The 25,175-nt window shown below is 70.8% G+C and carries 22 protein-coding genes; 7 read left to right on the top strand and 15 right to left on the bottom strand.

The annotated features are described in order from the left end of the window. Positions 1 to 24: 24 nt before the first annotated feature. The 10 genes from AB0C38_RS22340 to AB0C38_RS22385 all read right to left on the bottom strand — a co-directional run bounded on the left by AB0C38_RS22340 (position 25) and on the right by AB0C38_RS22385 (position 9,852). Entirely contained in the window at positions 25 to 1,749 is a 1,725-nt protein-coding gene (locus tag AB0C38_RS22340; protein WP_360676340.1) for a cation acetate symporter, read from the bottom strand. Positions 1,750 to 1,858: 109 nt separating this feature from the next. After that, positions 1,859 to 2,209, bottom strand: coding sequence for a hypothetical protein (locus AB0C38_RS22345; RefSeq protein WP_360676343.1), 351 nt, complete (start codon positions 2,207 to 2,209; stop codon positions 1,859 to 1,861). Next, positions 2,206 to 2,961 carry a LytTR family DNA-binding domain-containing protein gene (locus tag AB0C38_RS22350; RefSeq protein WP_360676346.1) on the bottom strand — a complete coding sequence of 252 codons (756 nt, stop codon included), beginning with the start codon at positions 2,959 to 2,961 and terminating at the stop codon, positions 2,206 to 2,208. The genes AB0C38_RS22345 and AB0C38_RS22350 overlap by 4 nt, the downstream gene beginning before the upstream one ends. Next, positions 2,958 to 4,010 carry a histidine kinase gene (locus AB0C38_RS22355; RefSeq protein ID WP_360676349.1) on the bottom strand — a complete coding sequence of 351 codons (1,053 nt, stop codon included), beginning with the start codon at positions 4,008 to 4,010 and terminating at the stop codon, positions 2,958 to 2,960. Before AB0C38_RS22355 ends, AB0C38_RS22350 begins: the two co-directional genes overlap by 4 nt. Before the next feature lie 45 nt (positions 4,011 to 4,055). Next, entirely contained in the window at positions 4,056 to 4,763 is a 708-nt protein-coding gene (locus tag AB0C38_RS22360) for a hypothetical protein (protein WP_360676352.1), read from the bottom strand. A gap of 248 nt (positions 4,764 to 5,011) precedes the next feature. Beyond that, complete coding sequence (locus AB0C38_RS22365; RefSeq protein WP_360676355.1) at positions 5,012 to 6,010, bottom strand: ABC transporter substrate-binding protein; 999 nt, start codon at positions 6,008 to 6,010, stop codon at positions 5,012 to 5,014. 29 nt (positions 6,011 to 6,039) lie between these two features. Then, positions 6,040 to 7,077 carry an ABC transporter permease gene (locus tag AB0C38_RS22370; RefSeq protein ID WP_360676358.1) on the bottom strand — a complete coding sequence of 346 codons (1,038 nt, stop codon included), beginning with the start codon at positions 7,075 to 7,077 and terminating at the stop codon, positions 6,040 to 6,042. After that, a complete protein-coding gene (locus AB0C38_RS22375; RefSeq protein WP_360676361.1) occupies positions 7,074 to 7,838 on the bottom strand; it encodes an ATP-binding cassette domain-containing protein in 765 nt (254 codons plus the stop codon). The genes AB0C38_RS22370 and AB0C38_RS22375 overlap by 4 nt, the downstream gene beginning before the upstream one ends. Beyond that, complete coding sequence (locus tag AB0C38_RS22380) at positions 7,835 to 8,872, bottom strand: class I mannose-6-phosphate isomerase (RefSeq protein WP_360676364.1); 1,038 nt, start codon at positions 8,870 to 8,872, stop codon at positions 7,835 to 7,837. Before AB0C38_RS22380 ends, AB0C38_RS22375 begins: the two co-directional genes overlap by 4 nt. After that, positions 8,869 to 9,852, bottom strand: a complete 984-nt coding sequence (locus AB0C38_RS22385; RefSeq protein ID WP_086673103.1) for a LacI family DNA-binding transcriptional regulator — start codon at positions 9,850 to 9,852, stop codon at positions 8,869 to 8,871. Before AB0C38_RS22385 ends, AB0C38_RS22380 begins: the two co-directional genes overlap by 4 nt. A 314-nt stretch (positions 9,853 to 10,166) precedes the next feature. On the opposite strand from AB0C38_RS22385, the gene AB0C38_RS22390 reads away from it, so the two are divergent. From AB0C38_RS22390 to AB0C38_RS22400, 3 genes are all read left to right on the top strand, one after another. Continuing rightward, entirely contained in the window at positions 10,167 to 13,391 is a 3,225-nt protein-coding gene (locus AB0C38_RS22390) for a GH92 family glycosyl hydrolase (protein WP_360676773.1), read from the top strand. A 69-nt stretch (positions 13,392 to 13,460) separates the two neighbouring features. Next, entirely contained in the window at positions 13,461 to 15,848 is a 2,388-nt protein-coding gene (locus AB0C38_RS22395; RefSeq protein ID WP_360676368.1) for a GH92 family glycosyl hydrolase, read from the top strand. A gap of 228 nt (positions 15,849 to 16,076) precedes the next feature. Then, positions 16,077 to 16,442, top strand: coding sequence for a DUF3817 domain-containing protein (locus tag AB0C38_RS22400; protein ID WP_360676370.1), 366 nt, complete (start codon positions 16,077 to 16,079; stop codon positions 16,440 to 16,442). A gap of 61 nt (positions 16,443 to 16,503) precedes the next feature. Here the strand turns inward: AB0C38_RS22400 and AB0C38_RS22405 are convergent, their stop codons facing one another. Continuing rightward, complete coding sequence (locus tag AB0C38_RS22405) at positions 16,504 to 17,004, bottom strand: MarR family transcriptional regulator (protein ID WP_360676373.1); 501 nt, start codon at positions 17,002 to 17,004, stop codon at positions 16,504 to 16,506. A 77-nt stretch (positions 17,005 to 17,081) separates the two neighbouring features. Between AB0C38_RS22405 and AB0C38_RS22410 the strand changes: the two genes are divergently transcribed. Beyond that, positions 17,082 to 17,384: a thiamine-binding protein gene (locus AB0C38_RS22410; protein WP_360676376.1), complete on the top strand. Its 303-nt coding sequence runs from the start codon at positions 17,082 to 17,084 to the stop codon at positions 17,382 to 17,384. Positions 17,385 to 17,497: 113 nt separating this feature from the next. On the opposite strand, the gene AB0C38_RS22415 is transcribed toward AB0C38_RS22410, so the two are convergent. Beyond that, a complete protein-coding gene (locus AB0C38_RS22415; protein WP_360676378.1) occupies positions 17,498 to 17,905 on the bottom strand; it encodes a hypothetical protein in 408 nt (135 codons plus the stop codon). 91 nt (positions 17,906 to 17,996) lie between these two features. Between AB0C38_RS22415 and AB0C38_RS22420 the strand changes: the two genes are divergently transcribed. Further along, positions 17,997 to 18,977 carry a tetratricopeptide repeat protein gene (locus AB0C38_RS22420; protein WP_360676380.1) on the top strand — a complete coding sequence of 327 codons (981 nt, stop codon included), beginning with the start codon at positions 17,997 to 17,999 and terminating at the stop codon, positions 18,975 to 18,977. Positions 18,978 to 19,049: 72 nt separating this feature from the next. Here AB0C38_RS22420 and AB0C38_RS22425 read toward each other — a convergent pair whose 3' ends face one another. Next, the gene (locus tag AB0C38_RS22425) at positions 19,050 to 20,483 is read right to left on the bottom strand and encodes a neutral zinc metallopeptidase (protein ID WP_360676775.1); all 1,434 of its coding nucleotides are present in this window, start codon (positions 20,481 to 20,483) and stop codon (positions 19,050 to 19,052) included. Between the two features lie 134 nt (positions 20,484 to 20,617). On the opposite strand from AB0C38_RS22425, the gene glgP reads away from it, so the two are divergent. Together glgP and AB0C38_RS22435 are read left to right on the top strand one after the other, a co-directional pair. Beyond that, the gene (gene glgP / locus AB0C38_RS22430; protein WP_360676383.1) at positions 20,618 to 23,146 is read left to right on the top strand and encodes an alpha-glucan family phosphorylase; all 2,529 of its coding nucleotides are present in this window, start codon (positions 20,618 to 20,620) and stop codon (positions 23,144 to 23,146) included. Positions 23,147 to 23,248: 102 nt separating this feature from the next. Then, positions 23,249 to 24,235 carry an LLM class F420-dependent oxidoreductase gene (locus AB0C38_RS22435; protein WP_360676386.1) on the top strand — a complete coding sequence of 329 codons (987 nt, stop codon included), beginning with the start codon at positions 23,249 to 23,251 and terminating at the stop codon, positions 24,233 to 24,235. Here AB0C38_RS22435 and AB0C38_RS22440 read toward each other — a convergent pair. Continuing rightward, positions 24,232 to 24,627 (bottom strand): rhodanese-like domain-containing protein, encoded by a 396-nt coding sequence (locus tag AB0C38_RS22440; protein WP_360676388.1) that lies wholly within the window; start codon positions 24,625 to 24,627, stop codon positions 24,232 to 24,234. The two genes, AB0C38_RS22435 and AB0C38_RS22440, sit on opposite strands and share 4 nt — an antisense overlap. After that, positions 24,624 to 25,169, bottom strand: coding sequence for a cysteine dioxygenase family protein (locus AB0C38_RS22445; protein WP_360676391.1), 546 nt, complete (start codon positions 25,167 to 25,169; stop codon positions 24,624 to 24,626). The genes AB0C38_RS22440 and AB0C38_RS22445 overlap by 4 nt, the downstream gene beginning before the upstream one ends. Between the last annotated feature and the right edge of the window lie 6 nt (positions 25,170 to 25,175).

The raw sequence follows: 25,175 nt of genomic DNA on the forward strand, positions 1-25,175 counted from the left end.
GACGTGTGAGTCTCGCGTGAAGATTCAGCGGCTCAACAGCCGGGCCAGACGACGAACGGTTGACGAACGGTCCCGGGGTCCTGTCGAACGGGGTTCGTCCAGGTGCAGGCGCAGCATGGCGGCCGTCGACCAGGCCGGTGGCCGGCCCCGTAGCGAGACTAGCGCCATTACGCCGAATGCGAGCGGCACCGACCAGGGTGCCGGTTGCTGCACCAAGATCGCCACCCAGCCGTGCAGCGGCGGCCCGGCGAGGGCGAACAGGATCGAGCCGGACGACGCGACGAGGCCGGTCAGCACCCCGGCGATGCCGCCGGCCGCGGTCAGCCGCGGCCACCAGATGCCGAGCACGAGCAGCGGGCAGAACGTCGACGCGGCCACGGTGAAGCCCCACGTGACGAGCACCCCGGCGTCGAGCTCGGCCGAACGCAGCGCCAGCAGCACCATCACGCCGGCGACACCGAACACGGCGATCCGCAGCCGCCGCAGCCCGCCGGGCACGAGGTCGTGCGCGATCGCGCCGGACATCACCAGCAGCAGGCCGAGCGACGTCGCCAGGAAGGCGGCGAACGCGCCCGCGGTGAGCAACGCCGTGAAGAGGCCGCCGGCCCAGCCACTGTCCACTTGGTACGGCAGCGCGACGACCACGGTGTCCGTCGCGCCGGACAGGTACAGCCCGGGGACGAGCACCCGGCCGAGAACGCCGTAGACGCCGGGGAAGAGGTAGAAGATTCCGAGCAGCGCCACCGTGATCGCGGCGGTGCGGCGGGCGGCGCGGCCGTCCGGGCTGGTGTGGAAGCGCATGAGCACGTGCGGCAGGCCCATCGTGCCGAGCATGGTCGCGATCAGCACGGCCCACGTGCCGAGCAGCGGGTAGCCCTGGTCGCCGAGGTCGAGCAGCGGCCGCTGCCAGTCGGCGCCGCCGAGCGGGGCGCCGCCGCGGACCGCCGGGACCGCGGTGCCTTCGCCGAACACGACTTCGTCCTGGCTGTGCGCGGTGAATTCGCCCGGGGACAGGGTTTCCGCGACGCCGTTGCGGTGCACGGCGGTCGGCTCGCGGATCTCCATGGTGACGTCGACCTCGAACTTCACCGGCGTCTCGCGGGCGAAGTGGGTGAACTCGACGGGGTTCAGCGCGTCGGCCCGGTTGACCGCGCCGGCCTGCAGCACCAGCCAGATCGCCGGAATGAGGAACAGCAGCAGCTTCAGCACGAACTGGAACGCCTGCACGTACGTCGCGGCGCGCATCCCGCCCAGGGCGAGGGTGATGCTCACCGCGGCGCCGGCCAGGACGACGCCGACCCAGTACGGCGTGCCGCCCACCGCGGTGAGAACCAGGCCGGCGGTGCGGAACTGCGGGACGACGTAGATGGTGCCGATCACGAGCACGACAACCGCGGTGAGGCGGCGCAGCGCGGGGGAGTTGAGGCGGGCCTCGGCGAAGTCGGGGACGGTCAGCGCGCCCGAGCGCCGCATCGGCGCGGCGACCAGCACGAGCATGGCGATGTAGCCGGCGGTGAAGCCGACCGGGTACCAGAGCGCCCCGATGCCGTCCTTGACGACGAGCCCGGCGACGCCGAGGAAGGACGCCGCCGACAGGTATTCGCCGGAGACGGCGGCCGAGTTGACCAGCGGGGAGATCCGCCGGGAGGCCACGAGGAAGTCCGACGTCGTGCGCATGGCGGCGACCCCGCGGACGCCGATGAGCAGCGTCATGAGCACGACCGGCGCGACGGCGAGCGCGACCCCCACTAGCCGGCTCCGCTCTCATGCGCCCCAATGTGGCCTTGGTTGCGTTCAACGCACCCAAGGCGGCCTTCGGTGCGTTGAGCGCACCGAAGGCCACATTGGGGCGCTCGGGTCACTGGTCGTCCTCGAGGCGCTCGGCGCGGCGCAGCTGCCAGCGGGCCAGCAGGGCCATCGACGGGTACGGGAGCACCGCGATCATCAGCCAGGACACCGGGATCCCCAGCAGCCGCACGGTGTCCAGGCCGGGGAAGATCGCGAACACCCCGGGCAGGCCGAGCAGCAGCGCGAACATGAGGACGAGCGCGGGGATGCCGTGGCGGCGCTGGGCGCGGTACAGCGCCGTCGCGCGCTGGGTGTCGCCCACGGGGAGGCGGGGCTGGCGCCAGCGGTGACGGGAGCGGCGCCGGGCGTGGGCGAGCCGCGTCTGCGGGCTCGTGACGGCTACCCGCCGGATCCTGCTCATCGCGGGCCCGGCCCGAGCTGACCCCGTTGGGCGGCTTCCAGCAGCCGGTCCCGCAAGTCCCTCGCGTGCCGGCGGCTGACCGGGACGTCGCCCGCCTCGGTGTGGGCCAGCAGGCCGCCCGCCGAGTCACTCCGCAGCTCCAGCACCGCCCCCACCGCGAGCAGGAACCCGCGGTGGACCCGGCTGAACCCGGTGCCCTCCCAGTACTCCTCGAGCCGCGAGATCGGCATCCGCACCAGGTGCACGCCGCCGCGGGTGTGCAGCCGGACGTAGTCGCCGTGGGCCTCGACGAACAGGACGTCGTCGCGGCGGACGTAACGAGTGCGCCCGCCGGACTCGACCGGGAGTGCCGCCATCGCGTCCGGGGTCGAGCGGGACGACGGCGTCGCGTTGCGCGTCACCTTCGCCAGCGCGGCGGAAAGCCGTTCGGCGCGGACCGGTTTGAGCAGGTAGTCGACGGCGCCGATGCCGTACGCCGTCACCGCGTGCCCGTTGTGCGCCGTGACGAACACGATCACCGGCGGTTCGCTCAGCTTCGCCAGCAGCGACGCGAGCTCGAGACCGTCGAGGCCCGGCATCGAGATGTCGAGGAACACCGCATCGAACCCGTCGGCCTGAAGCAGCCTCAACGCCTTCAGCGCGTCGGCCGCGCCGACGACTTCGCCGACTTCGGGCGCTTCGCGCAGCATGGTGCAGAGTTCGTCCAACGCGGGCCGGAGGTCGTCGACGGCGAGGACGCGCAGACCGGTCACGGCAGCACCCCCGGCTGGAACCGCGGCACCCGCACGACCACGCGGGTGCCCGCACCGACCTCGGTCTCGACGGTCAGCCCGTACCAGGCGCCGTAGACGTCCCGCAGCCGTCTGTCCACATTGGCCAATCCCATCCCCGCGGCATCGTCGTCGCCGGTGCGCCCGGCCAGGATGTCCGCCACCCGCTTCGGGTCCATGCCGACCCCGTCGTCCTCGACGAAGATCACGCAGTCGTTCCCTTCCGCCTGGCCGTGCACCTGGACCAGCCCGGCTTCCGGCCGCGGCTCGATGCCGTGCCGGATCGCGTTCTCCACCAACGGCTCCAGCACGAGGTACGGGACGGCGACGGCGAGGATCTCCGGCGCGACCCGCACCTGGACGCGCAGCCGTTCGCCGAGCACCGCCCGCTGCAGCGCCAGGTACGTCTCGATCGCGCGGAACTCCTCGGCGACCACCGTGTACTCGCCGTGCCGCGCGAGGCTGTAGCGGGTGTAGTCGGCGAAGTCGAGCATGAGGTCGCGGGCGCGGTCGGGGTCCGAACGCACCAGTGACGCGATGACGGTCAGCGCGTTGTAGACGAAGTGCGGGGACATCTCGGCCCGCAGCGCCCGCAGTTCGGCCTGCGCCGCCTGTTCCGCCGACGCCTCGAGCCGGCCGCGTTCCAGCGCCCGCACGACGAGGTCGGCGGCTTGGCCGGCGACGGCATCCCGGACGTCGCCGACGACCAGCAGCGCCCCGGCCAGTTCGTCGTGGACGTGCAGCGGCAGCACGAGGACGTCCGGCGCGGAGCCGGGTTCCTCGGTGTGGAGCACGCCGTCCAGCACCGTCGCGACGACCGCGTCCGGCCCCGGCCGCCCCGACCAGAGCAGCGAGCCGGACAGGTCGGTGAGGCCGAGCCCCGGGACGCCGAAGAGCCGGCGCAGGCCGTGCGCGGCGCGGCGGGCCCGGGTGCCCGCGAGGCCGTCGCGCAGGTCGTCGGTGATCCGGCGGGCGGCGGCGAGCACCGGCAGCGGGTCGGCGCGGGAGGCCGGGCGCAGGTGCACGGTCATCGGGCCTCCCGTCGGCGGCGGTGTCCAGGGGACCAGATCCTACGGCTACGCGGGGTCGTCGCGGTCGGCCAGCACCTGGGCGTGGCGGCGGAAGCGGCGCCAGGTGCGGTAGTCGGCGATGGTCGTGACCGGGACGCGCTCCGGGGCCAGCAGGCGCGCGTCGGCGGGGTACGGCCGGTCCGGCAGCGAGATCCAGCCGGTCGTGCGGGTCTCCTTGACCGCCACCGGCACCGGCCGGAACGTCGTCGGGTCGAGCCCGTCGCTGTGCCGGACGACCTCGTCGAAGAACCAGGCCGACGTGATCAGCGCCAGCACGCCGCGCGAGGACTTGAGCGCGTCCTTCAGCGGCGCGGCTTCCAGGAGCCGGAACGTCTGGTTGATCGCCGGCGCGGTGACGCCGAACTCGTCGAAGGCGACCTCGCCCGCGTGCAGCGCCATCCGGAGCCGGATCCGAGCCCCGGGGTGGTGGGTCAGGTTGTGCCGGTGCAGCGCCACGGCGAGCGCGTTGGGCAGGAACTCGACGAAGAGTCCTTTGGGGATCTCCGCCGGGGCGAGGACGAAGACGCCGTCCCCGCAGTCCTCTCTCCGGCAGTGCCGCCACGGGACGCCGGCGTCGTCGAAAGCCCGGAACAGCGCGTGGTACAGCCCTTCGCGCAACGCCAAGCGGTGTGGTGTGGTCCTGCGCTGGTCGCCGTAGCCCTCGACGTCCACGGCGAAGATCGTCCGGTGTATGGCCGGTCGCTCGTAGTTCATCGCACCCTCCCTGCGATCATGCATGTGCCGATGCATGTGCAAGTGAGTGTGACGCCGCACACCCGTCCGGGGGAACGGGTCGTGCGGTGAGCGGTTCCTTCACCGCGGTGACCGGCAGTGAGCGATCACTCCTGGTGAAACTGCCTGGTGAGCGGTTCGTACAGCCATCACATGGAGTTGACGGACAGAAAAATGAAAGCGGCGGGACCGTGCCGGATCGCGGCACGGCCCCGCCGCTGGACCAGGGGTCAGCAGGACTGCTTGTAGAAGTACTGCGAGTTGGCGTCCATGTCCGCCTTGGTGATCGAGTGCAGCTCCGCGGTCAGGTTCCGCGTCACCGGCTTGCCCTCGATGGCCGCCACGGCCTGCTGGACGCCCTGGGTGCCGATCGAGGCCGGGTCCTGGGCGATCAGGGCCTGGTACTGGCCGCTCTTGAGGCCCTCGACCTCGGACGGGCTGGCGTCGAAGCCGACCAGGTTCACCGCGCCGACCTTGCCCGAGTTCCGCAGGCCGGTCGCCGCGCCCTCGCCCGTGTTGAGGTTGGTCGCGAAGACGCCGATGAGGTCCGGGTTGGCCGCGAGCGCCGCGGTCACCTTGGACGCGGCCTGGTCGGGCTCGTTCTGGGTGAACTGGATGCCGATGGACTTGAGGTTCGGGGTGTTCTTGAGCTCCTCCTCGAAGCCCTTCGCGCGCGCCGCCGTCGTCGACGTGCCGGCGATGGTGTCGAGCACCAGCACCGAGCCGGCCTTGCCGCCGGCCAGCTTGCCCATCGTCTGGGCGGCGAGCTTGCCGCCCTGGGCGTTGTCGGAGGAGATCGACGACGCCGCGACGCTCGTGTCCTTGAGCGCGGTGTCGACCTCCACGATCTTCGCGCCGCGGGCCTTGACCTGCTGGATCGGCGCCAGCATCGCCGTGTCGTCGGTCGGCGCGATGAGCAGCGCGGCCGGCGGGTTCGCGCCGAGGGCGTTGACCAGCTGGGTCTGCAGGGGCGCGTCGAACTTCTGGGGCGCCTGCGTGCTCAGCTCGTAGCCGAGCTTCTTCGCCTCGGCCTGCGCGCCGCACTGCAGCGAGATGTAGAACGGCTCGGCCTGCACGCCCGGGATCAGCGCCAGCTTCTTGGCGTTGGCCGAGTTCGCCGGGCTGGTGCCGGAGCCGGTCTCGCCCACCGTGCCCGAACCGCAGGCGGTGAGCAGCGCGGCGGCGGACGCCAGCGCCCCGGCCGCGGCGAGCGTCTTGGTCAGCTTCATCGTAAGCACCTCTTTGTACTCAGGGGGATTCAGCGGGAGTTGCGTTGGCGACGGCGCCGCTGGTCGAACCAGACCGCCGCGATCAGCACCGCGCCGACCGCGATCATCTGCCAGAAGTCCGGGACGCCGGTGATGTTGAAGCCCTTCTTCAGCACCGCCGGGATGAAGACGCCGATCACCGTGCCGAGCACCGAGCCGACGCCGCCGAAGAGGCTCGTCCCGCCCATCACCGTGGCGGCGATGGCGTTGAGGTTGTCGCTGGTGTGCCCGGTGATGGTGGTCGAGTTGTAGTACGCCAGCGAGAGGAACCCGGCGAGCCCGGCCAGGACGCCGGTCAGCGTGTACACCTTCATCAGGTGCGCGGTGACGCCGATGCCGGCCCGCCGCGCGCCTTCGGCGTTCGACCCGATGGCGAAGGTGTAGCGGCCGAACTTCGTGGTGTGCAGCAGCCAGGCGCCGACCAGGGTGATCACCACGGCGATCAGCACCAGGTTCGGGACGATGCCGAACGACGTGCCGTAGCCGAGCTCCTTGTTCAGCACGACCGGGACCGTGCGGACGTCGCTGCCGTTGTTGATCAGCAGGGACGCACCGAGCGCCGCGCCCATCGTGCCGAGCGTGACGATCAGCGGCGGGATGCCGGCGACGGCGATGAGGAAGCCGTTGATCAGGCCCCACACCGTCCCGGCGAGGATCGCGACGACCAGCCCGGTGATGATCACGCCCCAGCCCGCGTTCGCCGCGTCGCCGCCGGACATCGCCTCCATCGTCTTGCCGCCGACCATGCCGGCGAAGATGAGCACCGAACCCACCGACAGGTCGATGCCGGACGTGATGATCACGAACGTCATCCCGACCGAGAGCACCAGCAGCACGGCGGTCTCGATGAGCAGCAGCTGGAAGTTGTACAGCGTCGGGAACGCGTTCGGCGCGAGCACGCTGAACACGATGATCAGCGCCACCAGCACCAGCGCGATCCAGAACGTGTTGGCCCCGACCAGGCGCTTGCGCAGAGGCACCTTGCCGAAGCCCTCGTCCACGGTGGTCTGGATTTCGGGGGCGCTCACGCGGCCTCCTCCTGCACGAGGGCACCGGTCATCGCGGCGACGAGGTCTTCCAGCTTGGTGTCGGACCCGGCGAACCGGGCCACGCGCTTGCCGAGCCGGAGCACCTCGACGCGGTCGGCGACCGACAACACCTCGGGCATGTTGTGGCTGATCAGCACGACGGCGATGCCCTTGTCGCGCACCTTCTTGATGACGTCGAGCACGCGCTCGCGCTGCACGACGCCCAGTGCCGCCGTCGGCTCGTCCATGAAGACGACTTTCGACGCCCAGACGACCGAGCGGGCGACTGCGACGCTCTGGCGCTGCCCGCCGGACAGCGAGCCGATCGGGACGTCGGTGCTCTGCAGCGTCACGCCCAGCCGCTGGAACTCTTCGATCGCGCGGCGGCGCATCTCGGCCTTGTCGAGCATGCCGAGCTTGCCGAGGATGCCTTTGCGGTGGATTTCGCGGCCCAGGAACAGGTTCGCGGCCGGATCCAGCTCGGGGGCGACGGCCAGATCCTGGTAGACGGTCTCGATGCCGAGGCGCCGGGCCGTGGTGGGGGAGTCGAAGCGCACCTCGGCGCCGTCGAGGAGGATCTTCCCCGACGTCGGCTGTTCCGCGCCGGAGAGGCACTTGACCAAAGTGGACTTGCCGGCGCCGTTGTCGCCGATCAGCGCGGTCACTTCGCCCGCGCGTGCCTGGAACGATGCGCCGCGCAGCGCCTCGACCGAGCCGTAGTGCTTCGTCAGGTCGACCGCGTCCAGCAGGACTTCGCTCATCCCGTCCGTCCTTCCAGCGCCGGCGGCCGGCAGCGGATCACCGTCGCGGCGCCGGCCAGTTCCGTCTGGCCAGCGTCGAACGGGACCACGTACGTGTCGCCCTTCGCCAGCGCGTGTTCGCCGCCGTGCTCGGTGCGCAGCGTGCCCTCGCCGTCGAGGACGACCAGCACCGAGAACGACGGATCGAGTGACAACGTTGTCACCTTGTCCGTGCGCAGCTGGTCGGCTCGGAAGAACTGTTCCGAACCGCCGGCCAGCAGGTCCACCGTGGAGCCGGGGTCGCCCGCCGTGCGCTTGATGATGGTTTCGAGCCGGTCCGCGTCCCAGCCGGACGTGTCCAGCGCCTGGATCGCGGTGTCGAAGCCGAGGCCGAGGTGGCCCTTCTCCGGCGACGCCAGGAAGTCCCGCCACTCGATGGTCAGCGAAAAGTCCGTCGGCTGCTGGAGCTCGACGACGAACACGCCCTCGCCGATCGCGTGCGGCAGCCCGGCCGGGATGTAGACGGTGTCACCGGCGGTCACCGGGATGCTGTTCAACGCGCCCAGCATCGAAGGCACGTCCTGCTCCCGCGTCCACTCGGAGACCGTGTCCTTGGACAGCGTCTCCTTGAAGCCGGGGTAGACGCGCGGGTCGTCGCCGTAGGTGCCGACCACGATCCACGCCTCGGTCTTGCCGAAGTGCGAGTCGAAGTGCTGCTTCGCGAAGGCGTCCGACGGGTGGAAGTGGACGGGCAGCCGCTGGCCCGCGTCGAGCAGCTTGACCAGCAGGCCGGTCGACGTCCCGAGCGCTTCGACGTGCTTGGCGCCGAGCCACGCCGGGGCGTCGCGCTCGACGGCGTCGCGCAGCCAGCCGCCGTCGGGGAGCCGGGTCAGGCCGTTGGTGTCCTGGCCGAACATGGTGCTCACCGAGGCGACCCAGTCCTCCGGGCCGAACTTCTTCTCCGGCGAGGCGCCGCGCAGCGCCGCGATGGCGTCGCCCCCGCGGTAGAACTGCGGCGGCTGGTTGGCCGGGAGCCGGATGGGTTCGAGGGTCACGGGGCGACCTCACCGGAACCGCGGGCGACGAGATGCACGGGCAGGACTACCTTTCTGGGCGGGGACTGATCTCCTTGGACGCGCGCGAAGAGCAGCTCGGCCGCGGCGTGGCCGAGGGCGCTCACGTCGTGCGCGACGACGGTGACCGGCGGGTCGAGCAGGTCCGCCAGCTCGAAGTCGTCGAAGCCGACCATCGCCGGGCGGTACTCGGCGTGGGCGAGCGCGCGGAGCAGGTGCACGGCGACCCGGTTGTTGCCCGCGATCACCGCCGTGGCCGCGTCCGGGCCGTGCAGCAGCCGCTTCACGGCGTCGCCGATGCCCTCCTGCGTCGGCGTCCGCATGGAGACCAGGGACTCGTCGTAGGAGATCCCGTTGCGGACGCAGCCCTCGCGGAACCCGCGCAGGCGCTCGGCCGCGGTGAAGATGTCCGGGCTGTCGCCGAGGAACGCGATCCGCCGGTGCCCGTGCTTCGCCAGGTGGGTGACGGCTTCGATGGTGCCGCCGAGGTTGTCCACCAACACGGTGTCGGCCACGATGTCGCCGGCCGGCCGGTCGATGAACACCACCGGCGTGCCCGCGCGCATCTCCGGCACCAGGTAGCCGTGCTGCAGGCCGGCCGGGACGACGAGGATGCCGTCCACCCGCCGCGCGCAGAACTCCAGGACGAGCTCGCGCTCGCGGTCGGAGTTCTCCTCGGACGAGCCGGTGAGCACCTGGCGGCCGAACGACGTCGCGATGCGCTCCACCGCCCGGTTCAGCTCGGAGTAGAAGGGGTTGCCGACGTCCTCGACGATCAGCCCGATGGTGCCGGTCGTCGACCCGCGGCGCAGGTTGCGCGCGCCCAGGTTGCGCCGGAACCCCAGCTGCTCGATGGCCGCCATGACCCGCTCGGCGGTGTCCGGGTGCACCGCCGGTTCGTCGTTGACCACGCGCGAGACGGTCTTGATGCTCACGCCCGCCAGCCGGGCCACGTCGCTCATCGTGGCTCGCCTGCTCGCGGTGCGCGGGGCGCCGTCCCGGTCCCGGCCGGGGGGAGACAACGTTGTCATAGTGCACGGGATTGAACGCCACCCGCCGGTGGGTTGTCAACGGTCTGCGCGCGGATTGTGCCGATTCGGCTACTGACGTCGTAGGTCAGACGGCTGATCATGCTGTCCCGAAGTGGACAGGTCTTGACGGGACCCTTGACTGTCTGGTGAGCCGCTGCCCAAGGTGACCCGGTTCGACCGACTGCGCGACAAGGTTGTCATGACACCGTTTCTGGGTCGCGCTGATGAGGTGAGAGGCGATGGCGATGGCGCGAGCGCGCTTCAGAGCCGGTTTGGCTTTCCTGACATTGGCGGTGACCGCAGCGGTGGCTCCCGCTGTGCCCGCCGCGGCGGCCCAGGCGACGGATTTCGCGAAGTGGGTCAACCCCTTCGTGGGCACCCGTCCCGGCGGCGCCGACCACGGCACCGGGGGCGGTGCCGGCAACACGTTCCCGGGCGCGGTGGCGCCGTTCGGCATGGTGCAGTGGAGTCCCGACACGGTGAAGTCCCAGCCCGGCGGGTACTTCTACGACGACAACGCCCTGACCGGGTTCAGCCTGACGCACCTTTCGGGCGCGGGCTGTTCGACCTATCAGGACATCCCGTTCATCCCTTATGTCGGTGAAGTGTCGACCTCGCCGGCGACCGACCCCGGGCACTACACGTCGAAGTTCTCGCACGCCAACGAACACGCGACGGCCGGCGCCTACGACGTCACCCTCGACAGCGGCGCGAAGGTCGAGCTGAGCGCGACTCAGCGCACAGGCTCCGCGCGGCTGACCTACCCGGCCGGCGCGTCCTCGACGTTGCTGGTCAACACCTCCGGCTCGGTCAACGGCACCGACGACGCGTCGATCACCATCGGCAAGGACAGCATCAGCGGCTGGGCCACGAGCGGCCGCTTCTGCGGGGCGCAGAACAGCTACCGCGTCTACTTCTCGGCCAAGTTCGACACGCCGTTCGAGTCGATCGGCACCTGGAAGAACGGCGCCGTGACGCCGGGCAAGTCCGCCGAAACCGGTGGGGCGAAGGCGAAGGTCGCGCAGCCCAACGGCGTCAACGCGTCCATCGCGCGCCCGGCCAAGGCCAAGCAGCAGGACACCACCGTGTCCGGCCCGGGCAGCGGCGGGTACGTCACCTTCGCGAACCTCAACGGCGCTCAGGTGAACGTCCAGGTCGGACTGTCCTTTGTGTCCGTCGACGGCGCGAAGGCCAACCTCAAGGCCGAGAACACCAAGAAGTCGTTCGACACCGTGGCCGCGTCCGCGCGGAAGGCGTGGAACGACCAGCTCGGCAAGATCGCCGTCTCCGGCGGCTCGGACGCCGACATGACGACGTTCTACACTTCGCTGTACCACTCGCTGATCCAGCCGAACGTCTTCTCCGACGTGGACGGCCAGTACCCGGGCTTCGACGGGCGGATCCACAAGGCCGACAAAGGCCACGCGATGTACACCAACTTCTCCGGCTGGGACATCTACCGCTCGGAGGTCCCCCTCCTGGCGACGATCGACCCGAAGGAGACCTCGGACATCGTCCGGTCGATGATGGCCTACGCCGAGCAGGGCGGGTCGTGGGACCGCTGGACGGTGGCCAACGACTACACCGGCGTGATGAACGGCGACCCGTACCACATCATCGTGTCCAGCGCGTACGCGTTCGGCGCGCGTGACTTCGACGCCCAGAAGGCGTTGCTGCTCATGATCAAGGGCGCCACCCAGCCGACGCAGGGCTACACCGAGCGGCCGGGGCTCGACGACTACCAGAAGCTCGGTTACGTGCCGGGCGCCGGCGCGGACACCCTCGAGTACACCAGCGCCGACTTCTCCATCGCCGAGTTCGCGAAGCGGCTCGGCGACAGCGCGACGTACACGACGTTCATGAAGCGCGCGCAGAACTGGCAGAACCTCTACAACCCGGGCACCGGTCACCTGCAGCCGCGCAACGCGGACGGCTCGTTCGCCGGCACCTACGACCCCGCCAGCTCGCAGGGCTGGGTCGAGGGCAACGGCGCGCAGTACGAGTGGATGGTGCCCTACGACCTCGGCGGCGTCGTGACGGCGTTCGGCGGGAACACCGCGACCCAGGCCCGGTTGGACACCTTCTTCACCGACCTGAACGCGGGCACGCAGGAGCCGTACGCCTTCATGGGCAACGAGCCGAACTCCAACGCGCCGTACGTGTATTCGTACGCGGGTGCCCCGGCCAAGACCCAGTCGATCGTGCACCGCTCGATGGACGAGCTGTACAACCCGAATCCCGAGGGCCTGATCGGCAACGACGACCTCGGCCAGATGTCGGCCTGGTACGTCTGGTCCGCGCTCGGCATCTACCCGGAGATCCCGGGCCGCGCCGAGACGCTGCTCGTCACCCCGCGCTTCGAGCACGCCGTGCTCACCACCGGCGCGGGCAAGAAGATCACCATCAACGCGCCGGGCACCGGTGACTACGTGGGCAGCCTGAAGGTCAACGGTGGCGCGGCTTCGAAGGCGTGGCTGCCGGAGGCGCTCATCTCCGGCGGTGGCACGCTCGACTACACGCGGTCCGCCACGGCGACCTCGTGGGGCAGCGCCGCGGCCGACGCGCCGCCGTCCTTCCGCGAGCAGGAGAAGCCGAGCCTGTCCTTTGTGGACCCGGCCCGCGCGGTGACGCCCGCGGGGTCGACGTCCCAGGCGTCGGTGGGCGTTCAGGACCTCTCCGGTACCGCCCGGACCTGGACCTACAGCGCGGGCAGCGTCGACGGGGTCACGCTGACCCCGGCGTCGGGCAGCATCGCCGTCCCGGCGGGCGGCAAGGCGCACGCCGACCTGACGGTTTCGGTGCCGGCCGGGCTGGCCGACGGCGCCCGCCGCATCCCGGTGACGTTCTCGTCGCCGGGCGTGGCTTCGACGCAAGCCGTGCTGACGGTACTGGTCGCGCAGCCGAACAGCTGGCTCGCGACGGTCGACAACGCCGGCATCTCGCCGGACTCCGACTCGTCGGCGGCCAACTTCGACGGCGGCGGCTGGAGCTACTCGGCCGACGCGCTGGCCGCGGCCGGCGCCACCCCGGGCGGCACGGTGACCAGTGACGGCATCAAGTTCACCTGGCCGTCGTTCCCGGTCGGCGACCCCGACAACGCGGTCGCCAACGGCCAGACGGTGAACGTCACGGGTACCGGTACCCGGCTCGCGCTGCTCGGCTCCGGCTCGAACGGCAACGCGCAGGGCACGCTGACCATCACCTACACCGATGGCAGCAAGTCGACGGCCACGATCGGGACGTCCGACTGGACGCTCGGGGGCGGCGGCGCCCAGCCGTCGTTCGGCAACCGGATCGTGCTGTCCACGCCGTACCGCAACGCGGCGGGCAGCGACCCGCAGCAGATCCGCACGATGATCTTCGGCACGGCGCCGATCACGCTCGACGCCGGTAAGACGGTGGCCAGCGTGACGCTGCCGTCGAACGTCAGTGGCGGCGTGCTGCACGTCTTCGCCATCGCTGTCGGCTAGTGATGACCCACCCCTGAAAGGCCGCCCGCCTCGCGCGGGCGGCCTTTCGCGGACTTCGGAGGAAGCTCAGTGAAGAGCAAGATCCTGGCGGGCGCGCTGACGCTCGCCGTGGTGGCGACGGGGGTGAGCCCCGCCGTCGCTTCGGCCTCCGGCGGGGACGCGCTCGACGCCGTCAACACGTTCATCGGTACTCAGGACGAGGGGAACACCTTCCCCGGTGCCTCGGCGCCGTTCGGGATGACGCAGGTCAGCCCCATCACCTCGCACTACGCCGGCTACCGCTACACCGACACCGCGATCCGCGGCTTCGGCCACTTCTTCCTCTCCGGCGCGGGCTGCTGGGAGCAGGGCGGCCTCGTCTCGACGCTGCCGACGACCGGTGAGATCGGGCCCGGCAAGGCGTTCGACACGACCAAGCCCGCGACCTTCGACCAGACGAAGTACGCCGCGCCGTTCACCCACGACGGCGAGGTCGGCAAGCCCGGCTACTACAAGGTCCACCTGACCGGCTACGGCGGCGTCGACGTCGAGACGACCGCGGCGACCCGTGCGGGTGTGGAGCGGTACACCTTCGCCAAACCCGGTGACAACAACGTCTTCGTCAACGTCGGGCAGGCCAACGACAAGGAACCGGTCACGGGCAGCAGCATCCGCGTCGTCGACGACCGGACCGTCGAAGGAACCGTGGAGTCACAGGCGTTCTGCGGCGGCAAGTCCTACACGACGTATTTCACGACGAAGTTCGACAAGCCCTTCAAGTCCTCGGGCACGTGGTCGCCGACCGGCGGCACCCCCGGCAGCAAGGAGTCGAGCGGTGGCGCGGGCCTGCGCGGCGCGTGGCTGACGTTCGGTGGTTCGAGCCAGGTCACCGCGACCACGGCGATCTCCCAGGTGGACGCGCAGGGCGCGCGGGGGAACCTGGCGGCCGAGCACGTCCGGTCGTTCGACGCGGCCAAGGCCGACGTCCAGCGCACCTGGCGCAAGGAACTGTCCAGTGTGGACATCAGGGGCGGCGCGACCGACGACCGCACGGTGTTCTACACCTCGCTCTACCACGCGCTGCTGCAGCCGCTGACCGCGAACGACGCCGACGGCCGCTACTACGGCTTCGACAAGAAGATCCACCGCGCGGTCGGCTGGACCTACTACGACTTCTTCTCGCTGTGGGACACCTACCGCACGCAGAACCAGCTCCTCGCGCTCCTGAAGCCGGACCGCGCGAAGGACATCGCCAAGAGCATCCTCGCCATCCACGACCAGGGTGGCTGGCTGCCGCGGTGGGCGTACGCGAGCCAGGAGACGAACACGATGACCGGTGACCCGGTCACGCCGTTCCTGGTGGATCTTTGGCGGTTCGGTGCGCTGTCGGGCAACGAGATGCACGCTTACCAGGCGCTCCTGCAGAACTCGACGCAGATCCCGCCCGCGTCGTCGCCGTTCCAGGGGCGCTCGGGCAACGCCAGTTACCAGGCCGACGGCTTCGTGCAGTACGACCCGAACTTCCCGAAGAAGGGCCAGGACACCGACCCGAACCACGGCGCGTCGGCCACCCTGGAGTACGCGCTCGGTGACTGTTCGCTGTCGGTCATGGCCGCGGCGCTGGGCAAGAAGTCCGACGCGGCGGCGCTGGCGGCGAAGGGCCGGACCTACCGGACGCTGTGGGACTCGTCGCAGACCGACCGCGGCTTCGACGGCTTCTTCCGGCCGAAGGTCGCCGGCGGCGACTGGTTCAGCCCCGCCGACAAGCCGTACAGCCCGCAGAGCCAGGACGGCTTCCACGAGGGCACGGCCTGGCAGTACCAGTGGCTGGTGCAGCAGGACATCCCCGGCCTGGAGCAGCGGATGGGCGGCCCGGCGGCCACCGGCAAGCGCCTCGACGACTTCTTCGCCTACGACGAGCTGGTGAAGAACCCCGCGACGGCGGTCCGTGAGAACTGGGTCGTGGGCCCTTATGACTACTACGACCAGTTCCGCTACAACCCGAACAACGAGCCGGACCTCCACTCGCCGTGGATGTACGCGCTCACCGGGCAGCCGGCGAAGACGTCGACGGTCGTGCGCGCGGCGCACACGCTGTTCACCAACGCGCCCAACGGCGTCACCGGCAACGACGACCTCGGCACGATGTCGGCCTGGTACGTCTTCAGCGCGCTGGGTCTCTATCCCGCCGTCCCAGGGACTGGGAATTTCGTGCTGAACTCACCGCGGTTCGCGAAGTCCGTGCTGCACCTGGAGAACGGGCGCGACATCACGATCAAGGCGCCCGGCGCGGACGGCTCGAAGCTGCAGTACGTCTCGGGCCTCGAGGTCGGTTCGAAGCCGAGTGATCGCGTGTACGTCAATGTGGACCAGCTGAAGCGTGGCACGACGCTCGACTTCCGCCTGACCACCGACGCCGCGAAGGCGACGTGGGGGACATCACCGTCGTCCGCCCCGGTTTCGCCCTGCGCGGAGTAGACACCGACGCTCACGGCCGTGGTTCAGACCACAGTGGACCACGGCCGTGAGCATCGTCACGGGCCCCGGTGTTCCCGTGAGGGCCGTCACGCCTCACACTGGGTATCAGCACGTCCGACAGCGCCGTTGACGTCCACAGGCAGTCCGCCTTGGACGGTGCGTCGGGCGTTTTTTCATGAGCACAGCTCGTGTCACGACCACAGTGGTGAGACCCCACAGGAGGAAGAAGTGTCCAGCAAGGCCGCTCTAGTGTTCCGCGTGGCCGCAGTTGCCGAAGCCCTTTCCTGGGCGGCGCTGCTTGTCGGGATGTTCCTCAAGTACGTCGTGCACTCCTCCGGTGAGGGCGGCGTGCCCGTCATCGGCATGGTGCACGGCGTGATCTTCGTCCTCTACGTGGTCGTCTCCCTGTCCGTGGCGAAGCCGCTCGGCTGGCGCCCGAAGACGCTGGTCCTCGCCCTGCTCTCGAGCATTCCGCCGCTGTTCACGTGGCTGTTCGAGAAGTGGGCGCTGCGCAACGGCAAGCTCGACGGCCCGCAGCGGCTGTCCCACGGCGGTGTCGGCCTGTTCCAGGTCGCGGAGCCCGTCGCCGCTTGATCCCGGTATGTGAGAAAGGCCCGCACTTCGGTGCGGGCCTTTCTTTTATAAGGCGCAGTTGCTATTCGGTGAAGTCGCCGGTGGCGCGGCGCACCTTCGTCAGGAGCTCGGTCAGCTGCTCGGTCTGCCGGTCGGTCAGCCCGCTGAGCCCGAAGTCGATCTCGGTGACCGCGACGGTCGCGCTCTCGCGGCGCTTCCGGCCTTCGTCGGTGATCTCGACGAGCGTCGTGCGGCGGTCCGTCGGGTGCGGGACCCGCTTCACGAGCCCGTCGCGCTCCAGCCGGTCGACTATGTTGGTGACACTGGTGGGGTGCAGCTGGAGCCGCTCGCCCATCACCCGCATCGGCAGGCTGGCGCTGCGGGCGAAGGTGAGCAGCACCAGCGCTTCGTACCGGGCGAAGGTCAGGCCGTGCGGCTTGAGCGCGCCGTCCACCGCGGACTGGATGATCTGCTGGACCCGCATCACGCCGGTGACCGCGGCCATGGTGCCGGAGGGCCCGATCCGGGCCTCCCAGAGCTGTGCCGCGCGGGCGATCGGGTCGAACGGCAGCGGACGGTTCATGACACGCGAAGTTACCAGCGGGTACCAGCGCGTGTCCCACGACCGGCGGAAAGAACACCGAAGAAGGGACTTCCGACATGATCGTCGCGTTCAGCGTGAGCCCGTCCGGCGGGGAGCCCGACGGCGGGGTGAGCGAGGCCGTCGCCCGCGCCGTCAAGGTGGTCCGCGAGTCCGGCCTGCCCAACTCGACCAACGCGATGTTCACCAACATCGAGGGCGAGTGGGACGAAGTCATGGACGTCGTGAAGCGCGCGGTCGAAGCCGCGGGGGAGGGCTCGGCGCGCGTCGGCTTGGTCCTGAAGGCGGACATCCGCCCGGGCTTCACCGACCAGCTCGAGACCAAGGTGGACCGCATCGAAGCCCACCTCCGCGACTCCTGACCGGACTCAAGCGCCCCAATGTGGCCTTGGTTGCGCTCAACGCACCGAAGGCCGCCTTGGGTGCGTTGAGCGCACCGAAGGCCACATTGGGGCGCTCGGGTCAGGTGCTCGGGTCAGGGGAGGGGCGGGGTGAAGGCGATCGTCCAGCGGCCGTCTTCGGTCGTCACCGTCAGCGGGTAGCTGAACACCTTGCCGTCGCCGAGCGCGCCCGTGACCGTCGCGCGGGCCGGGGCCGCCGCGTCCGGGCCCAGGTCCACGTGGACGTCGTGGACGCCGTGGTCCGCCAGCACCGTGACGTAGTCCTTCGCGAAGTCGTCCCCGCCGGATCCCGGGTAGTCGAGCAGGCCGGCGAGGGCGTCGGCGTCGTGCCCCGAGAAAGCCGCGGCGAGGCGGTCGCGCAGCTCGCCGGGCGAAGCGGCGCCCGGGTCCGGCTGGTGCACGATGAGCAGCGTCACCGCGCCGATCCAGGCGACGGCGGCCGCGATCGACAGGCCCACCTTCACGTCACGCCGGATGTGCACCCGGCCGAGCCTGCCCCAGCGGCGCCGTCCTGCCAAGCGGACGGGCCGGGCACCCGGTGAAACGCTCCGGCGCGCGTGCCAGGATGGAAGCGTGACACAACCACGCGGATCTGCAGCGAAGTCAGCGGCCCTGTCCGCCGCCCTTTCCGGCGCGGTGGACCTGTCCGCGCTCAAGGCCCGCGCCGAAACGGCGCAGAGGCAGCCGGCCCCGCCGGCGAGCGGCCCCGGCCCGGCGGGTGACGCACCCCCGCCCGCCCCGTCGTCCGGTGCCGTGATCGATGTCACCGAGGCCACCTTCCAGGCCGAGGTCGTGGAGCGGTCCCTGCACCAGCTGGTGATCGTCGACCTGTGGGCCGAGTGGTGCGGCCCGTGCAAGCAGCTGTCCCCGGTGCTGGAGCGGATGGCCGGCGAGTCCGGCGGCGCCTGGGTCGTGGCGAAGGTCGACGTCGACGCGAACCCGCGCATCGCGCAGCTGTTCGGCGCGCAGTCGATCCCGACGATCGTCGCCATCGGCGGCGGCCAGCCGGTCGACGCCTTCTCCGGCGCGCTGCCCGAGCCCGAGATCCGCAAGTGGATCAACTCCCTGCTCGACGCCCTGCGCGACAAGCTGCCGGCGATCCGCGAGGCCGAGGCCAACGGCGCCGGCCCGGTCGAGGAGCCCGAGGACCCGCGCTTCACCGAGGCGGAGGAGGCCTTCGAGCGGGGCGACTTCGCCGGGGCGCAGGCCGCGTACGAGCGCATCCTCGACGTCGAACCGGCGAACGAGCTGGCCAAGAACGCCCTGGCCCAGGTCAAGTTCACCGCTCGCGCGGAGAGCGCCGATCCGGATGCGCGCGCGAAGGCCGACGCCGACCCGGCCGACCTGTCGGCCCAGCTGGACGCGGCCGACCTGGAGATCGCGGAGAACAACGTGGAGGCGGGCTTCAAGCGCCTGATCGACGCGATCCGGCGCACCGCGGGCGACGACCGGAACAAGGTCCGCGAGCACCTGGTGGCGCTGTTCGACCTCTTCGACCCGGCCGACGACCGCGTCATGAAGGCCCGCCGCGACCTGGCGTCCGCCCTCTTCTGAGCCCAAAAGCCGTGAAGGCCTCCTTACCGGCCATAGGAGCCGGTAAGGAGGCCTTCACGGCGTTCAGGTGACTTAGGCGTACTGCTTCGAGCAGACCGACGAGCCTTCGAGGTATCCCCGGCGCAGCGACTCGACGCGGTCGAAACCGCTGTCCGGGCGCTTCCCGTTGACGTCCGCCGACACCAGGCTGTCCGGCAGCAGCAGGTCCGCGATCGCCTCGTCGAGGTCACCCGCCGACAGCCGCAGGTCGCCCGGCCGGTTCGTGAACGCCGCCCACGCGCCCACCAGGCACGCCGTCCGCAGCCCCGCGTTCGCGTTGTCGATCGACGCGCCGACGCCCTTCTGGATGCCCAGCGCGTACCGCGAAGCGACCTCCGAGAACGCCGCGAAGTCACCCATGCCGCCCGGGTCCTCGCCCTGCATCTCGGCCTGGCGGTCGATCGGCTGCGCCAGGTCGGACAGCTTCGCCAGGTCGATGCTCACCGTGTTGTCGCCCGGGCAGTACGACGCCGGCGGCGTCGTCTGGCAGCTGCCGCCGTCGGCGATCTCCGGCGCGGCCACCCCGGCGCCCTTGAACGCCTCGTCGAGGCTCTTCTTCAGCAGGTCGACGGCCTGGTCGTTGAACTTCGCGTCGCCCTTGCCGGTGTCGCCCTTGTCGAACGGGCGCTCGGTCAGCCGCGCCTTGACGTTCTGGTCGTTCATCGCCGCGCACTCCTTCGGGCCCTTCTCGAACCCGGTCTGGAACGCGAAGGTGCGGTCGAACGCCGTGCCGTGCGCGCCGCGGTCCGCGCCGCTGGTGCCCGCCTGGTCGCGGATCAGGAACATCGCCGCCATCACCTGGTTCAGGCCTTCGGACGTCGACACCCGGTAGAACTTGCTCTTGTCCTCGGCGACCCAGCGGAAGTAGCCGCCCGCGAAGCAGTCGGCCTGCTGCTCCTTCACGACGGTCGGGGTGCTCTTGGAGATCCCGGCCTTGTCGCCGAGCCGGAACTGGACGGCGTGGCCGAACTCGTGCGCCAGCACGACGACCACCGACATCGGCCCGAACCGCTGGCGCAGCATCGGCAGCAGCACGCCGCGGTCCCACGCCACCGAGTCGTCGACCGAGCAGTAGAACGCGTTGACGAGCTTCTTCACGCTGCCGCAGCCGGTCTTCTCGGTGTCGGTCTGCGAGTCGTAGGACAGCAGCGACTTCACCGGCTCGAACTGCTCGCCGAAGTTGGCCGGCAGCATCTCGGCCCAGTACGTCTGGACGTCGTCGATCGCGGCGGTGGCGAGCTTGTCGTCCTCGCCGCCGTCGGCGTTCTTGACCTCGACGCCCGGCGTCGGCGCGTCCGGCTTCAGGCCGCTCTCGAAGTGCGTCACCGGCAGCCCGGCGACCGACCCGGCGCCGGTGTCCGGCACCGGTCCGCTGCCCGACGCGCTCTTGTCGTTGCACCCGCTCACGGCCACCGCCGCGACCGCGAGCAACGCGACCAGCGCGCGCCGTCCTCCCCCTCGGATCATCGTCACTTGCTCCACTCCCGAACCGCCCGTAACCGACTGGGCAGGACCATACCCAGGGCATACGCGGAGCGTGCACGTTATCCCCGAACTACTCCCTGCGCAGGCCGGGCCGCGGCCCGATATCGTCGCTTCCCATGCGTGCAGTCCGCCGGTTCACCGTCCGCGCCAGTCTCCCGGAGTCGCTGTCCGGCCTGGGCGCGCTGGCCACCAACCTGCGCTGGACGTGGCACCCGCCGACGCGTGACCTGTTCGCCTCGATGGACGCCGAGCTGTTCAACGCCGTGCGCGACCCGCTGCGGATGCTCACCGCGCTGCCGCCGTCGCGGCTGGACGAGCTCGCCGTCGACGACGACTTCCTCGCCCGCGCCCGGGATGCAGCCGCCGACCTGGAGAACTACCTGTCCGAGCCGCGCTGGTACCAGCAGCGTGAAGACGCGGAGCTGCCGCCTGCGGTCGCCTACTTCTCCATGGAGTTCGGCGTCACCGAAGCGCTGCCGAACTACTCCGGCGGCCTCGGCGTGCTGGCCGGCGACCACCTCAAGGCCGCGTCCGACCTGGGCGTGCCGATGGTCGGCGTCGGGCTGCTCTACCGCAACGGCTACTTCCGGCAGTCGCTTTCGCTCGACGGCTGGCAGGTCGAGCACTACCCGGTGATCGACCCGAACGCGTTCCCCCTGGAGCTGCTGACCGTCGGCGGGCGCCCGGTGCTCATCGGCGTCGCGATGCCGGGCGGGCGCGAGCTGTGCGCGCAGATCTGGCAGGCCCGCGTCGGGCGGGTGCCGCTGCTGCTGCTCGACACCGACACCGAGGCCAACGACGACGACCTGCGCGGCGTCACCGACCGGCTCTACGGCGGCGACGCCGACCACCGGCTGCGGCAGGAGATCCTGGCCGGCATCGGCGGGTTCCGCGCGGTCCGCAAGTACTGCGAGATCACCGGCCACCCGCAACCGATGGTCTTTCACACGAACGAGGGACACGCGGGGTTCCTCGGCCTCGAACGTGCCCGCGAGATCGTGCAGGCCGACGGCCTCGCGTTCGACGAGGCCATGCCCGCGGTCCGGGCCGGGACGCTGTTCACCACGCACACCCCGGTCAGCGCCGGGATCGACCGGTTCCCGGTGGACCTGGTGCAGCGGTACTTCAACGACGGGCGCCTGGTGCCGGACATCGACCCGCGGCGCGTGCTCGCGCTCGGCGCCGAGGACAACCCCGGCCTGTTCAACATGGCGCACATGGGCCTGCGGCTGGCGCAGCGCGCGAACGGCGTCTCGCAGCTGCACGGGCGCGTCACCCGCAAGATGTTCTCGCGGCTGTGGCCCGGGTTCGACCACGACGAGGTGCCGATCTCGTCGGTGACCAACGGCGTCCACGGCCCGACGTGGGTGGCCCGCGAGCTGAGCACGCTGCTCGGGCGCGAATGGGGTCTCGACGTCGGCGACGGCCCGCTGCGCGACGGCGTCTCGGACGCCCAGCTGTGGGGGCTGCGGCGCGAGCTGCGCGAAAAGCTCGTGTCCGAGGTGCGGCGCCGGGTGCGCGCGGCGTGGCTGCAGCGCGGCGCGTCGCCGCTGGAGCTGGGCTGGGTGGACTCCGTGTTCGACCCGGACGTGCTGACCGTCGGGTTCGCCCGCCGCGTCCCGACGTACAAGCGGCTGACGCTGATGCTGCGCGACCCCGAGCGGCTGCGCACGCTGCTGCTCGACGGGGACCGTCCCATCCAGGTCGTCGTCGCCGGGAAGTCGCACCCGGCCGACGAGAACGGCAAGCAGCTGATCCAGCAGATCGTCCGGTTCGTCGACGGCGCGGACGTGCGGCACCGGATCGTCTTCCTGCCGGACTACGACATGTCGATGGCCCGGTACCTCTACCGCGGCTGCGACGTCTGGCTGAACAACCCGGTGCGGCCGCTGGAGGCGTGCGGCACGTCGGGCATGAAGTCGGCGCTCAACGGCGGCCTCAACCTGTCCATCCGCGACGGCTGGTGGGACGAGTGCTACGACGGCAGCAACGGCTGGGCCATCCCGACCGCGGACGGCGTCACCGACCCCCTGCGCCGCGACGACCTCGAGGCCGCGGCGCTGTACGAGCTGCTCGGCCAGCAGATCTCGCCCCTGTTCTACGACCGGTCCACCGACGGCGTGCCCACCGGCTGGCTGTCGATGGTGTGGCACACGCTGGAGACGCTCGGCCCGCGGGTCCAGGCGTCCCGGATGGTCCGAGAGTACGTCGACAACGGGTACCTGCCCGCGTCGAGGATGGTCGCGGCGGCCACGGGTGACGGCTACCGCGGCGCGCTGTCGCTGGCGGACTACCGCACCAAGCTCGAGGTGTCGTGGCCGCGGCTGCGGATCTTCGACTCGGAGCTGCAGGTGGAGGCGACCGAGCCGCTGGTCGTCGGCACGGAGGTGACCATCCGGGCCCGCATCGACCTGGCCGGGCTGGATCCGTCCGAAGTGGACATCCAGGCGGTGGTCGGGCAGGTCGGCGACGACGACGAGCTGCGCGACGCGGTCACGGTCCCGATGACGGCGGACGGCATCGGCGCGTTCGCGGCGCGGCTGAAGCTGCCGCGCCCGGGGTCGATCGGCTACACGGTGCGGGTGCTCCCGAAGCACGGCCTGCTGGCGGCCCCGGCCGAACTGGCACGCGTCGTGCTGGCCTGAGCTGGAGCCGCTCCGGAAAACCGGACTGACCTGGAGTTACTCCACCCCGCGACCCCCGGAAATCACACCGCGCCACCGCGTCGCCCGCGTTAAGTTGGGGGCATGCGCTTCGGAATGTTCGTCCCGCAGGGGTGGCGGCTGGACCTGGCCGGCATCGATCCCGCGGACCACTGGAAGACCATGCTCGGCCTCGCGAAGCACGCGGAGGCCGGGCCCTTCGAATCGATCTGGGTCTACGACCACTTCCACACCGTGCCCGTCCCGACCGAGGAGGCCACGCACGAGGCCTGGTCGCTGATGTCGGCGTTCGCCGCCGCGACGGACACCGTGCGGCTCGGGCAGATGTGCACCTGCATGGGGTACCGGAACCCGGCCTACCTCGCGAAGGTGGCCGCCACCGCCGACATCATCTCCGGCGGCCGCGTCGAGATGGGGATCGGCGCCGGCTGGTACGAGCACGAGTGGCGGGCCTACGGCTACGGCTTCCCCGGTGCGGGCGACCGCCTCGGCCAGCTCGACGAGGGCGTGCAGATCATGCGCGACCTCTGGACCACCGGGACGTCCACACTGGACGGCAAGCACTACCAGACCGACGGCGCGATCCTGCGCCCGCTGCCGCCGCAGGAAGGCGGCATCCCGCTGTGGATCGCCGGTGGCGGTGAGAAGAAGACGCTGAAGATCGCGGCGAAGTACGCGAAGTACACGAACTTCGCCGCCGACCCGGAGACGTTCACCCGCAAGTCGGAGATCCTCGCGCAGCACTGCAAGGACGTCGGCACCGACTTCGACGCGATCGTGCGCTCGGCCAACCACAACATCGTCCTCGGCGAGACCGAAAAGGACGTCCAGGACAAGCTGGCCTGGCTGAAGTCCCACCTCGGCAAGTACATCGAGGCCGACGCCGTCGCGCGCTGGGCGGGCAACTTCGAGAACAGCCCGACCACCGGCACCCCGGAGCAGGTCACCGAGAAGCTCGCCGCGATGGGCGAGCTGGGCATGTCGTACGCGATCTTCAACTTCCCGGAAGCCGCGTACGACCGCTCCGGCATCGACCTGTTCGCGAAGCAGGTCGCCCCGGCGCTGGCCTAAGGCACCGCCGGGCTGCCGCCGGTCTGCACGGGCAGGCCGGCGGTGGCCCAGGCGCGGAAGCCACCTTCGAGGTCGGTCGCGTTCGGCAGCCCCAGCCGTTGCAGGTCCGCCGCCGCCAGGCTCGACGAGTAGCCCTCGTTGCACAGCACGACGACGGTCGAATCGGCCGTCACGCCGGGCAGCCGCCAGTCGCTGTCCGGGGCCAGCCGCCACTCCAGGTGGATCCGCTCGACGACCACCGAGCCCGGGATCTCGCCCTCGGCCTCGCGGTTCCGATGAGGCCGGATGTCGACGAGCAGCGCACCCGCCTCCTGCAGCTCGCGGGCCCGGGCGGGGCCGACCCGGTCCAGTCCGGACCGGGCCTGCTCCAGGAACGAATCGATCGCGCTCATCCTTGGACGATAACCGGCAGCGGCGGGATTTCGGCCGGGACGTCGGCGAGCGTCGCGTACTCCCGCGTCGGCACCAGCGGCGGCGAGTACGCGTGGACGCTCGCCGCGGGCGCGTCGCCGATCCCGGTGACCTGGTGGGCGCGGCCGGCGCCGAAGCCGATGCCCTCGCCGGCGACGTGCGTGCGCCGCCGGACCGGGCCGCCGGGGTAGCGGTACTCCTCGCCCAGCTCGCCCTGCAGGACGGTGAACGAGCCGGACGCGCCGCCGTGGTCGTGCGGCTTGGTCTGCTGGCCGGGCAGCCACGACAGCAGCCACAGCTCGACGCCGTCGGTCAGCGCCAGCCGGGCCCACCAGCGGCGGTCCTCGTCGAACCGCAGGATGTCCTTGACGCTCGCGGTCAGCTCGGTGGTGACGGTGGCGGTCAGGTCCGCCAGCTCACGCGGGGTCCACAGCAGCCGCGACGGGTGCAGCAGCTCGGGCAGCAGCGGATCGGTCAGCTGCGGGTGGATCTCGACGGCGGGACGGATGATCGAAGTGGTCAACGCGGG

This window comes from Amycolatopsis sp. NPDC048633, assembly GCF_040650695.1.
Classification (GTDB): domain Bacteria; phylum Actinomycetota; class Actinomycetes; order Mycobacteriales; family Pseudonocardiaceae; genus Amycolatopsis.